Consider the following 12,544-nt stretch of genomic DNA (forward strand, 5'->3'; position numbering starts at 1 on the left):
GCATTCCAAATGTAGGAGCTGCCGAAGGCTGCGATCTTTTGCTTTTAGCTCAATTCAAGCCAGATCGGCGCATGGTCCGAGGGCTTCTCCATGCCGCGCAGTTCGTAGTCCACGCCGGCATCCTTGACCCGTGGCAGCAGACCATGGGAAGCCAGAATCACGTCAATCCGCAGCCCACGCTTAGGCTCGTCCTCAAAGCCACGGCTGCGGTAGTCGAACCAACTGAACATATCGGTCACGTCAGGGTTGAGATGACGATAACTGTCGGTCAGGCCCCAATTCTTCAGGCGCGCCATCCATTCGCGTTCCTCGGGCAGGAAGCTGCATTTGCCGGTTTTCAGCCAGCGCTTCATGTTGTCCGGGCCGATGCCGATGTCGCAGTCTTCCGGGGAAATGTTCACATCGCCCATCACCACCAGTGGCTGTTCATTGTGGAACTGGCTTTCCAGCAGCGCTTGCAGGTCGCTGTAGAAGCGCTGTTTGGCGGGGAATTTGGTCGGGTGATCGCGGCTTTCACCTTGTGGGAAATAGCCGTTCATGATCGTCACCGGCACGCCATTGGCGTCAGCGAAAGTGCCCCAGATGAAACGACGCTGCGCGTCTTCTTCGTCGGTGATGAAACCTTTGTGAATCGCGATCGGTTCGTTGCGCGAGAGCAGGGCGACACCGTAATGGCCCTTCTGGCCATGGAAGTGCACGTGATAGCCAAGGGCGCGGATGTCTTCGAGGGGGAACTGGTCGTCGTGAACCTTGGTTTCCTGCAGGCCGATCACGTCGGGCTGATGTTTTTCGATCAGCGCTGCCAGCTGATGCGGACGGGCACGCAGTCCGTTGATGTTGAAGGAAACAATCTTCATGGTCGGCAGTCCTGGCAAAAGGGCGATGCTAGCTGACATGGGGGAGATGGGCCAGTGTGGGACAAATCATTTTGGCCTGTGGGATTTGTGCTGCCTGTAAGGGCCTCTTCGCGAGCAAGCTCGCTCCCACAGGGAAATGCGATCGAAATTCGGGAGCGAGCCTGCTCGCGAAGGCGTCCGGCCGGTCGATGAAGATCCAGGGCTGGTCTACCCTGTCAGGGGAACCACCACACCCGCCCAAGGTTCGTACCATCAAGCGCGCCAGCCTCCGAGCGCACCCCGGGGAGAATCACTGCAATGCTTGAAACACAGTCCGCCGTTGCCGACATCCACATGCTCGACCGCGGCTATTCGCGCGAAGCCCGCTCGTTGCTGTATCAGGCCTATCGCCACGAGCCGACCTTCGGCTATCTGTTCGAAGCTGAACGCCCCGGCTACGAACAACGCGTGCGCGCCACAGTCCGCGAGCTGGTCAAACAGCATTTTCTCCAGGATTTGCCAGCGATCGGCCTGTTGGTCAACGACCGCCTGATCGGCATCGCCCTGATCGCACCGCCGCAACGGCGCCTGGGTGTTACCGAAAGCTGGGCGTGGCGCCTGCGCATGGTGCTCAGCACCGGGTTTCGCTGCACCCGGCGTTATCTGGAATACCACGATGCCGTTGCCGCGTGCGTGCCCGGTGACTCGGTGCACATGCTGCCGTTGCTTGGCGTGCATCCGCAGTTTCAAGGCCAACACTACGGCGAACAACTGCTCACTGCCGTGCACAATTGGTGCGCGGTTGATGAAACCTCACAAGGCGTGGTGCTCGACACTGGCAACCCGCGCTACCTGGATTTCTATAAAAGGCAGGGTTATCAGGAGATCGGCGAGGTTGCCGTCGGGCCGGTGCGCGAACACGTATTTTTTCACGCCAATCCGCAGGTGTTACAAACAGCAACGGGTTAACCGTAGAACTCCTTGGGAAATTTCCTGTTCTATCAGGCTCCCGAGCCCGTGATAGCATCCGCGCCTATGAAGTTTCCACGAAGATTTACCAGCGGCGTGCTGATGCTGTTATCCAGCTGCGCGGCGCTGGCGCAAAGTGAATTGGATGTACGGATCAAGCCGTCCAACGATGAACTCAAAGCCAATATAGAAGGCTATATCGGCAGCCTCGGCGATCGCGACGAAGAAGCCTTGCTGCGCTTCAGTCGCGGCGCCGAAGAGCAGGCGCGCAAAGCAGCGCAGGCGCTGGGCTACTATCAGCCGCAGATCGACAGTGACGTCAAGGGCGGAGAAAAACCGCGTCTGGTGCTGAACATTGATCCCGGCGAGCCGATTCGCCTGCGCAACGTCACCGTGCGCGTCGACGGCCCGGCGGCCTCGCTGAAATCCTTCCGCGTACCGAAAGGCGACCTGCTCAAATCCGGCGCCGTGCTCAATCATGGTCGTTACGAAGACGCCAAACGGCTGATCCAGAACCAGGCCTCGCGCTTCGGTTACTTCAGCGGCCATTTCACCAGCCAGAAACTCATGGTCGATCCCCGCGCGGGCGTGGCCGATATCGAATTGATCTACGACAGCGGCCCGCGTTATGCGCTGGGCAAAGTCAGTTTCGAGGGCGATACGCCGTTCGACGAAGACCTGTTGCAACGCATGGTGCCGTTCAAGGCCGGCGAGCCTTATGATTCCGAACTGATCGCCGAACTCAACCGCGACCTGCAATCGAGCGGCTATTTCGAAGGCGTGCGCGTCGACGCGGCACCGACGGCGGCCGAAGGCCAGGTGATCCCGGTCGACGTCAAACTCGACACGCGCAAACCGCGCACCATGGGCCTGGGCCTCGGTTACTCGACCGACGTCGGCCCGCGCATCAAAGCCAACTGGACGCGCCACTGGGTCAATCCGCAGGGCGACAGTTATGGTTGGGAAGCCGAGCTTTCAGCGCCACGGCAAAACGTCGGGCTGTTCTACGACATTCCGCTCGACCCGCCATTGACTGACAAACTGCGCTGGGCCGGCGGCTATCAGTTCGAAGACATCGAAGGCTCCGACACCCTCAGCAAGCTGCTGACCTTCGGCCCCGAATGGCACAGCAAGCTCCCCAGCGGCTGGCAGCGGGTGATCTCGTTGAAATGGCAGCGCGAAGAATACGAACTCGGCGACGACTCGGGCCTGAGCACCTTGTTGATGCCCGGTATCAGCTATTCGTACCTTAAGAGCGATAACCGCATCGACCCGCGAAATGGCTATCGCCTGAGCTTCGAAAGCAAAGTGGCCAAGGAAGGACTGGGATCGGACAACAACCTTTTATATGGCACCGCGCTGGTCAAGGGCCTGACGACGGTGTTTGACAAGCATCGCTTGCTCGGTCGCGTGCAGGTCGGCGGCAGCGCCACCAATGGCTACAACTCGATTCCGCCGTCGCTGCGCTTCTTCGCCGGTGGCGATCAGAGCGTACGCGGTTATGACTACCAGAGCCTGTCGCCGAAAAACTCTGACGGCGACCGCATCGGTGGCCGTTACATGATTGCCGGCAGCGTCGAGTATCAGTATTCGATTGCCGAGAAATGGCGCGTCGCGACCTTCGTCGACCAAGGCAACTCTTTCAATAAACTCGAACTGCCCGACCTCAAGACCGGGGTCGGTGTGGGTGTGCGCTGGGTCTCACCGGTCGGGCCGATCCGCCTTGACCTGGCCCATGCGCTGGACGACGACGGCGGCATCCGGCTGCACTTTTCCATGGGGCCTGAGCTGTGAAGCGTGGTGTGAAAATAACGGCGCTGACGCTGTTGGCGCTGGTCTTGTTGATCGTCTTGAGCCTCGCCTCGTTGCTTGGCACGCAGGCGGGCAGCCGCTGGGTGCTGGGTCTGGTGCCGGGCCTGAGCGTGGAAAATTTCCACGGTCGCCTCGCTGGGCAATGGAGCGCCGATCACTTGGTCTGGCAGCAGGACACCAGCCGTGTCGAGCTGGACAAGGCAATCTTCGCCTGGTCGCCGCTGTGCCTGACGCGCATGACTTTGTGCATCGATCAGCTCAAGGCCAATCAGGTGATCCTGCAATTCCCGCCGAGCGAAGAAACCACCGAGAGCGGCCCGGTCAAACTGCCGGACCTGCAATTGCCGCTGGCTGTCGAACTGGGCGATGTCGAGGTCGGCAGCCTGTTGTTCAACGGCAGCGAACAGCTCAGGGGCCTGCAACTGGCGGCGCACTGGACCGCACAGGGCCTGCAGATCGACAGCGTGAAATTGCAGCGCGACGAACTCAGCCTGAACCTCTCCGGCCTGCTGCAACCGAGCGGCAACTGGCCGCTGAATATTCACGGCGATTTGACTTTGCCCGCTCCGGGCAGCGAGCCGTGGACGCTGGCGCTGAAGGTCGACGGCGACCTGCTGAAAACGCTCAACCTGCACGCCGACAGCCGAGGCTACCTCGACGGCCAGTTGAACGGAGAACTGCAAGCGTTGGCCGAAAACCTTCCGGCCAGGCTGCGTATCACCAGCGACGCGTTCAAGCCGAGCGCCGATCTGCCGGACACCCTGCAATTCAATCAGCTTGTGCTCACGGGCGAAGGCGACCTGAAAAACGGTTACCAACTGCTCGGCAATGCCACGCTGCCCGCCGACAAATCCCCGGTGGCGCTGCTGCTAAAAGGCAAGGTCGACGCCAATGGTGCGCAGATCGCCGGGCTCGACCTCAACGCCAACGACACGCAAAGCCTCAAGCTCACCGGCAATCTCGATTGGAGCAAAGGCCTCAGCGCTCAGGCCAATGTCAACTGGCAAGACTTTCCGTGGCACCGGCTCTATCCGGAGATCGACGAGCCGCAAGTCACGTTGCGTACTCTCACTGGCGAAGTGTCCTACACCGACGGTCAATACCTCGGCAACTTCGACGCCGCGCTGGATGGCCCGGCCGGGGCGTTCACCCTCAGCAGTCCGTTCAGCGGCAACCTTGAACAGATCGCCTTGCCGCAACTGATCATGCAAGCCGGGCAGGGCAAGGCCGAAGGGCACGTCAATGTGCGCTTCGCCGACGGCATCGCCTGGGATACCGCGCTGGATCTGTCGGCGCTCAACCCGGCGTACTGGGTCGCGGAACTGCCGGGCACGCTGGCCGGGCCGTTGAGGAGCAAAGGCGAGATGAAGAATGATCAGCTCAGCCTCAGCGCCGACCTCGACCTCAAAGGCAAATTGCGCGGGCAACCGGCGATTCTGCAGGCCAAGGCTGACGGCGCCGGCGAGCGGTGGAACCTCAACGCCCTGCAAATCCGCCTCGGCGACAACAGCATCAACGGCAAGGGCAGCCTGCAGGACAAACTCGGCGGCCAGATCGACATCAAGTTGCCGCGTCTGGCCCAGCTCTGGCCGCAATTGCGCGGGCAGGTCAACGGTCAGGTCAACGTTGCCGGTACGCTGAAAGCGCCGCAGGGCAAGCTCGATCTGCAAGGCTCGCAACTGGCCTTTCAGGACAACCGCCTGCAAAGCCTCAACCTCGACGCCACGCTCGACAGCGCGCAGCGGGCGAAGATCAATCTCAAAGGCAGCGGCATTCAGACCGGCGACACCGCGCTGGACACCCTGACTGCCAGTGCTCAGGGCGATATCAAAAGCCAGAAACTCAACCTTGATTTGATCGGGCCGAAGCTGAAACTGACGCTGGGTCTGGACGGCAATCTGGACAAGGGCAACTGGCGCGGACGCCTGGCCAGTGGCGACATTCAGGCCGGTGGTCAGGACTGGAAGCTGCAACGCCCGGCCAGACTGGAGCGCCTGTCGGACGGCCAGATCAATTTCGGCGCGCATTGCTGGCTATCGGGTAACGCCAGCCTGTGTGGTGAAGATCAGCGCCTGATGCCGGAGCCGAAACTGCGTTATCACCTCAAGCAATTCCCGATCGAAAGCCTCGCGCAGTGGCTGCCGAAAGACTTCGCCTGGCAAGGCCGGCTCAACGCTGATCTGCAACTGGACCTGCCAGCGAGCGGCCCGAACGGCGTGGTCAGTGTCGATGCCAGCGGCGGCACTTTGCGCGTGCGCGACAAGGATCGCTGGCTGGATTTCCCCTACCAGACGCTCAAACTCAGCAGCAAACTCACACCCAAGCGCGTCGACACCGAACTCGATTTCGTCGGCGGCAAACTCGGCGAATTGATGGTGCGGGCGCAGCTTGATCCGCTGCCGAAAAACAAACCGCTGAGCGGCTCGTTCCGCCTCTCCGGTCTCGACCTGTCGGTAGCGCGGCCGTTTGTGCCGATGGTGGAAAAACTCACCGGCCGGCTCAATGGTAGCGGCACGCTTTCCGGTGGCCTGCTCGCACCGCTGGTCAACGGGACGGTGCAGCTTAGCGATGGCGAAGTTTCCGGCGCGGAACTGCCGATGGAGCTGCAAAACCTGCAACTGACCGCGGCGATCGCCGGCGAATCGGTACGTCTGGACGGCGGCTGGAAAAGCGGCAAGACCGGCCAGGGCAGCCTCGATGGCAATGTCGCCTGGGGGCAGGCGCTGGTGGTCGATCTTGCGCTCAAGGGCACGCAATTGCCCGTCAGCGTCGAACCTTACGCCAAACTCGAAATGGCCCCGGATCTGAAAATTTCCATGGCCGGCGACGAGCTGAAGGTTGCCGGCAAGGTGCTTGTGCCCAAAGGCGAAATCACCGTGCGTGAGCTGCCGCCATCGACCGTGAAGGTCTCCGAGGACACCATCATCGTTGGCGCGCAGACCGAAGAGGGCAAACCGCCGATCGCGATGAAAATGGACATCGACGTGATTGTCGGCCAGGACAAGCTGAGCTTCGCCGGTTTCGGCCTGACTGCCAATCTGCAGGGTCAGGTGCACATCGGTGACAACATGGACACCCGCGGCGAACTCTGGCTCAACGACGGCCGCTATCGCGCCTACGGCCAGCGCCTGACGGTGCGGCGTGCGCGTCTGCTGTTCGCCGGCCCCATCGACCAGCCGTATCTGGACATCGAAGCGATCCGCCAGACCGACGACGTGATCGCCGGCATTCGCCTGAGCGGCAGCGCCGAACAGCCGACCACGCAGATCTTCTCCGAACCGGCGATGAGTCAGGAACAGGCACTTTCGTATCTGGTGCTGGGTCGTCCGCTGAGCACCAACGGCGAAGACAACAACATGCTCGCGCAAGCCGCGTTGGGCCTGGGTCTGATGGGCAGTGCCGGGGTCACCAGTGGTTTGGCCAAGGATCTGGGCATCGAGGATTTCCAGCTCGACACCCAAGGCAGCGGCAATGACACCAGCGTCGTCGCCAGCGGCAACATCTCCGAAAAACTCAGCCTGCGTTACGGCGTCGGCGTCTTCGAACCGGCCAGCACGATTGCCCTGCGCTACAAACTGAGCAAGAAGGTCTACGTCGAAGCGGCGAGCGGCGTGGCGAGTTCGCTGGATATTTTCTACAAGCGGGATTTCTAGCTCTCGCTCCCTTCAATGATCGTTCCCACGCTCTGCGTGGGAATGCCTCAAGGGACGCTCTGCGTCCCCGCTCTCAAAAATGGACGCAGAGCGTCCCCGGCTGCATTCCCACGCGGAGCGTGGGAACGATTCAAACCCAGCCCACTTGTCAACTAATTACCAAGCCTGCTAACTATTGCGTTGACATTCGCTGCCTAGGCAGTAACATCTCGACATACATTCACTGCCTAGGCAGTTATCAGGTGGATCGATGAAGCATTTCACCCCCGACGAATTCAAGCATTGCCATCTCGGCCTGTTGCTCGGCCGTGCCGCGCTGCTCAAGGACCGGATCATCGATACGCACATGGAACCCCACGGCATTACCGCCGCGCAGTTCAAGGTGTTGATCATCATGGCCCAGTTCGGCGTCGACACCCCGGCCGAGCTGTGCCGGCATCTGTCGCTGGACAGCGGGTCGATGACGCGCATGCTCGATCGGCTGGAGCAGAAAGGTTTTCTGCTGCGCCAACGCAGCGAAGACGACCGCCGGCAGGTGCAGTTGAAGCTGACCGTACAGGGCCAGCAACTGACCGATCGCCTGCCGCAGATCGGTGCCGATGCGATGAATGAACTGGCCGGTGCCATCTCCCGCGAAGAGCTGAAAACCCTCGAATACATCCTCAAGAAAATTCTGCTGGCGGCCGGTGACCCGATCACCCTCCAGCGTTTAGGTGATCACAATGAGCGGTAAAACCTTGCGCAGCAGCCTGACTCTGCTGCTGTCGGCAATGATCCTCGCCGGTTGCGCCAACTACAGCGGTCTCGATACCGAAGGTCAGCGCCTCGACGCCGCGAACCTGAAGACAGCGCAGTCTCTGGACGGCGTCAGCCTGTCGCCGGCGGCATGGCCGAAGAGCGATTGGTGGATCAGCCTCGGCGATCCGCAGCTCGATGGCTTGATCCGTGAGGCCCTGCGCGACAGCCCGGACATGCAGATCGCCGAAGCCCGCGCCCATCAGGCCAGTGCGGCAGCGTATGCCGCTGATGCCGAACGCTATCCGACCCTCGACGCCAGCGCCGGCATCAGCCGTTCGCGGCTGGCCCGTGATCAGGATCCGCTGGGGCAGGGCGGTGCCTATTCGACGGTGCGCAATGTCAGCGCCGGCTTCAATTACAACTTCGATTTGTGGGGCGGCCAGCGCGATGCCTGGGAAGCTGCGCTCGGTGAAGCGCGCGCCGCCGAAGTCGATCGTCAGGCTGCGCAGTTGACCCTCGCCGCTGACGTCGCCCGCGCTTACAGCGATTTGGGGCAAGCGCATATCGTTTATGACCTGGCCAATGAAGACCTCAAACGCACCCGGCAGATGCTCGACCTGAGCCAGCGCCGCCTGAGTTCCGGGATCGACAGCCAGTACCAGTTCCAGCAAACCCAGAGTCTGGAAGCCAGTTCCCAGGCCAGCCTGATCGACGCGGAAAAACGCCTGCACAGCGCAAAGGTCGCGCTGGCGGTATTGCTCGGCAAAGGCCCGGATCGCGGCAACGAAATCGCTCGACCAAAAGTCCTGCAAGCCAGCGCCGTCGCGGTGCCATCGGTGTTGCCTGCCGAGCTGCTCGGTCGCCGCCCGGATCTGGTCGCGGCGCGCTGGCGTGTCGAGGCGGCGAGCAAGGATATCGACGCCGCCAAGACGCGGTTTTATCCGAATCTCAACCTGAGTGCGTCGGCCGGTGCCGAGTCTCTCTTGGGCGACGCGATGTTCGGTTCGGCCAGCCGTTTCTTCAACATTGCGCCGACCGTGTCGCTGCCGATCTTCGATGGCGGACGCCTGCGCGCCAACCTCGATGCGCGTGACGCCGATTACGACCTCGCCGTGGCGCAGTACAACAAAAGTCTGGTGAAAGCCCTCGGCGATGTCGGTGACGCCATCAATCAGCTGCGCGATATCGGCCGGCAGATCGGCGCGCAGCAGCACGCCACCGACATCGCTCAGGATTCTTACAACACCGCAGTCCAGCGTTACGGTTCCGGCATCGGCAACTACCTGGACGTGCTCAGCATCGAGCAGCAATTGCTCCAGGCCCAGCGTCAGCTGGCGACGCTCAATGCCGAGCAGATCGACCTGTCGATTCTACTGATGCAAGCGCTGGGCGGCGGCTTTCAGGCAGAAAACCTGAATGCAGCCAACGCCAGCCCAGCCTCGTCGCACTACTAATTCAAGGTATTTGTCATGGCCACTGCCGAAAACACCCAAGCTCAAGACAACACCCCGGACACCGGCAACCCGCGCAAGCGCAAGGTGATGCTGCTGGCCCTCGCCGTGGTCGTTCTGCTCGCCATTGCCGGCGTCTGGGCCTATCACGAATTCATCGGGCGCTTTAACGAAAGCACCGACGATGCCTACGTCAACGGTAACGTCGTGGAAATCACACCGCTGGTCACCGGTACCGTGGTCAGCATCGGCGCCGACGACGGTGATCTGGTCCATGAAGGCCAGGTGCTGATCAACTTCGACCCCAACGACGCCGAAGTCGGCCTGCAAAGTGCCAAGGCCAAACTGGCGCGCACCGTGCGTCAGGTGCGCGGCTTGTACAGCAACGTCGATGGCATGAAAGCCCAGGTCAACGCGCAACAGGCCGAAGTGCAAAAGGCGCAGGACAACTACAACCGCCGCAAGAATCTGGCGCAGGGCGGGGCGATTTCCCAGGAGGAACTGTCCCACGCTCGTGACGACCTGACCTCGGCGCAGAACGCCCTGGCCAATGCCAAACAGCAACTGAAAACCACCAGCGCGCTGGTCGACGACACCGTGGTGTCGTCGCACCCGGATGTGATGTCGGCGGCGGCGGATCTGCGTCAGGCCTACCTGACCAATGCCCGCAGCACCTTGATCGCCCCGGTGACCGGTTACGTCGCCAAGCGCACCGTGCAGCTCGGTCAGCGCGTACAGCCGGGCACCGCGCTGATGGCGGTGATCCCGCTGGATCAACTGTGGATCGACGCCAACTTCAAGGAAACCCAGCTGCGTGACATGCGCATCGGCCAACCGGTGGATATCGAGGCCGATATTTACGGCAGCGATGTGAAATACAGCGGCACCGTGGACAGTCTCGGCGCCGGCACCGGCAGCGCGTTTGCCTTGCTGCCAGCGCAGAACGCCACCGGTAACTGGATCAAGATCGTCCAGCGCGTGCCGGTGCGCATTCACATCAATGCCGAGGAATTGGCCAGGCACCCGCTGCGGGTCGGTCTGTCGACCAACGTTGAAGTGAATCTGCACGACCAGAGCGGCCCGGTATTGGCGCAGCAGCCGCCGCAAAAAGCCTCGTTCAGCACCAACGTCTACGAGCGCCAACTGGCCGAGGCGGACGCGATGATTGCCCAGTTGATCCACGACAACAGCGCAGCGGCGGGCAAGACCGCGCAGCGCTGAATCCGATTCCCGAACTGACCCAAGGCCCTGTGGGAGCGGGCTTGCTCGCGAATGCTGACTGACATTCAACATGGATGTTGACTGACACACTGCTTTCGCGAGCAAGCCCGCCCACACAATTGACGCAGCGCCAATCTGGTTTCATAGGATTCACAATGAGCAATAACGCTTCTTTCACGCCGCCCAGCCTGTTGCTCAGCACCATCGGCCTGTCGCTGGCGACGTTCATGCAAGTGCTCGACACCACCATCGCCAACGTGGCGTTGCCGACGATTTCCGGCAACCTGGGGGTGAGTTCCGAGCAGGGCACCTGGGTGATCACTTCGTTCGCCGTGAGCAACGCGATCGCGCTGCCGCTGACCGGCTGGCTCAGCCGCCGCTTCGGCGAGGTGAAACTGTTTCTGTGGGCGACGATGCTGTTTGTGCTGGCGTCGTTTCTCTGTGGTATTTCCACCTCGATGCCCGAGCTGATCGGCTTCCGGGTCCTGCAAGGTCTGGTCGCCGGGCCGTTGTACCCGATGACTCAAACCCTGTTGATCGCGGTGTATCCGCCGGCGAAACGCGGGATGGCCCTGGCCTTGCTGGCGATGGTCACGGTGGTCGCACCGATTGCCGGGCCGATTCTCGGCGGCTGGATTACCGACAGTTACAGCTGGCCGTGGATTTTCTTCATCAACGTGCCGATCGGGATTTTTGCGGTGATGGTGGTGCGCTCGCAACTGGCCAAGCGGCCGGTGGTGACCAGTCGCCAGCCGATGGACTACGTCGGGCTGATCACGTTGATCATCGGTGTCGGCGCGTTGCAGGTGATCCTCGACAAGGGCAATGACCTGGACTGGTTCGAGTCGAACTTCATCATCATCGGCGCGGCAATTTCCGTGGTCGCGCTGGCGGTGTTCGTGATCTGGGAAATGACTGACCAGCATCCCGTGGTCAACCTGCGCCTGTTCGCCTATCGCAACTTCCGCATCGGCACGCTGGTGCTGGTCTTGGGTTATGCGGGGTTCTTCGGCATCAACCTGATCCTGCCGCAATGGCTGCAAACGCAAATGGGCTACACCGCGACCTGGGCCGGTCTGGCGGTGGCGCCGATCGGTATTCTGCCGGTGCTGCTGTCGCCGTTTGTCGGCAAATACGCGCACAAGTTCGACTTGCGACTGCTCGCCGGGCTGGCGTTTCTGGCGATCGGCCTGAGTTGCTTCATGCGCGCCGAGTTCACCAACGAGGTCGACTTCCAGACTATCGCTCTGGTGCAGTTGTTCATGGGTATTGGCGTGGCGCTGTTCTTCATGCCGACCCTGAGCATTCTGATGTCGGACTTGCCGCCGAGCCAGATTGCCGATGGCGCCGGTCTGGCGACCTTCCTGCGCACATTGGGCGGGAGTTTTGCGGCATCGCTGACCACGTGGATCTGGATTCGCCGGGCAAATCAGCATCATGCCTATATGAGCGAGAGCATCAGCACCTTCGAGCCGGCCACGCGCGAGACCTTGCACGCGCTGGGCGGGGCGAGTCAGCCGGCGTATGCGCAGATGGATCAGATCCTGACCAGCCAGGCGTACATGCTCTCCACCGTGGATTACTTCACGCTGCTCGGGTGGGGGTTCATGGGGTTGATTCTGATCGTATGGCTGGCGAAGCCGCCGTTTGCCGCGAAGGCCGGGCCTGCTGCCAGCGGTCACTGAGGCATTACGCGATCAAAAATGTGGGAGCGGGCTTGCTCGCGAATGCGGCGTGTCATTCAGCATTGATTTGTCTGACACACCGCTTTCGCGAGCAAGCCCGCTTGTGTCTTGATCTAGGAATAAACTCTAGGGTGAGAGGGGTGGATGGCAAGCTGCGAGTCCGCGGTGCTAGAAGCACG

Annotated in this window: 8 protein-coding genes; 7 read left to right on the forward strand and 1 reads right to left on the reverse strand. The window is 61.5% G+C overall.

Features of this window, described 5'->3' with window-relative positions; genetic code table 11:
• Nucleotides 1–44: 44 nt before the first annotated feature.
• Complete coding sequence (gene xthA / locus ACIGDJ_RS06090; protein WP_397479666.1) at nt 45–857, reverse strand: exodeoxyribonuclease III; 813 nt, start codon at nt 855–857, stop codon at nt 45–47.
• A gap of 297 nt (nt 858–1,154) precedes the next feature.
• On the opposite strand from xthA, the gene ACIGDJ_RS06095 reads away from it, so the two are divergent.
• From ACIGDJ_RS06095 to ACIGDJ_RS06125, 7 genes are all read left to right on the forward strand, one after another.
• On the forward strand, nt 1,155–1,805 hold the full coding sequence (locus ACIGDJ_RS06095) for a GNAT family N-acetyltransferase (RefSeq protein ID WP_397479665.1): 651 nt from the start codon (nt 1,155–1,157) through the stop codon (nt 1,803–1,805).
• Between the two features lie 66 nt (nt 1,806–1,871).
• Nucleotides 1,872–3,599 (forward strand): autotransporter assembly complex family protein, encoded by a 1,728-nt coding sequence (locus ACIGDJ_RS06100; protein ID WP_101159131.1) that lies wholly within the window; start codon nt 1,872–1,874, stop codon nt 3,597–3,599.
• A complete protein-coding gene (locus ACIGDJ_RS06105) occupies nt 3,596–7,270 on the forward strand; it encodes a translocation/assembly module TamB domain-containing protein (protein WP_397479664.1) in 3,675 nt (1,224 codons plus the stop codon). The genes ACIGDJ_RS06100 and ACIGDJ_RS06105 overlap by 4 nt, the downstream gene beginning before the upstream one ends.
• A gap of 250 nt (nt 7,271–7,520) precedes the next feature.
• Nucleotides 7,521–8,003 (forward strand): MarR family winged helix-turn-helix transcriptional regulator, encoded by a 483-nt coding sequence (locus ACIGDJ_RS06110; RefSeq protein WP_101159129.1) that lies wholly within the window; start codon nt 7,521–7,523, stop codon nt 8,001–8,003.
• Nucleotides 7,993–9,462 (forward strand): efflux transporter outer membrane subunit, encoded by a 1,470-nt coding sequence (locus tag ACIGDJ_RS06115; RefSeq protein WP_397479663.1) that lies wholly within the window; start codon nt 7,993–7,995, stop codon nt 9,460–9,462. Before ACIGDJ_RS06110 ends, ACIGDJ_RS06115 begins: the two co-directional genes overlap by 11 nt.
• Before the next feature lie 15 nt (nt 9,463–9,477).
• Nucleotides 9,478–10,680: an efflux RND transporter periplasmic adaptor subunit gene (locus ACIGDJ_RS06120; protein ID WP_101159127.1), complete on the forward strand. Its 1,203-nt coding sequence runs from the start codon at nt 9,478–9,480 to the stop codon at nt 10,678–10,680.
• Between the two features lie 155 nt (nt 10,681–10,835).
• On the forward strand, nt 10,836–12,365 hold the full coding sequence (locus ACIGDJ_RS06125) for a DHA2 family efflux MFS transporter permease subunit (protein WP_397479662.1): 1,530 nt from the start codon (nt 10,836–10,838) through the stop codon (nt 12,363–12,365).
• Nucleotides 12,366–12,544 lie beyond the last annotated feature (179 nt).

It is taken from the genome of Pseudomonas sp. NPDC079367 (genome assembly GCF_044542195.1).
GTDB lineage: Bacteria > Pseudomonadota > Gammaproteobacteria > Pseudomonadales > Pseudomonadaceae > Aquipseudomonas.

Coding starts and splice junctions, on each gene's coding strand:
- xthA (WP_397479666.1), bottom strand. CDS start 857: ATGAAGATTGTTTCCTTCAACATCAACGGACTGCGTGCCCGTCCGCAT.
- ACIGDJ_RS06095 (WP_397479665.1), top strand. CDS start 1,155: ATGCTTGAAACACAGTCCGCCGTTGCCGACATCCACATGCTCGACCGC.
- ACIGDJ_RS06100 (WP_101159131.1), top strand. CDS start 1,872: ATGAAGTTTCCACGAAGATTTACCAGCGGCGTGCTGATGCTGTTATCC.
- ACIGDJ_RS06110 (WP_101159129.1), top strand. CDS start 7,521: ATGAAGCATTTCACCCCCGACGAATTCAAGCATTGCCATCTCGGCCTG.
- ACIGDJ_RS06115 (WP_397479663.1), top strand. CDS start 7,993: ATGAGCGGTAAAACCTTGCGCAGCAGCCTGACTCTGCTGCTGTCGGCA.
- ACIGDJ_RS06120 (WP_101159127.1), top strand. CDS start 9,478: ATGGCCACTGCCGAAAACACCCAAGCTCAAGACAACACCCCGGACACC.
- ACIGDJ_RS06125 (WP_397479662.1), top strand. CDS start 10,836: ATGAGCAATAACGCTTCTTTCACGCCGCCCAGCCTGTTGCTCAGCACC.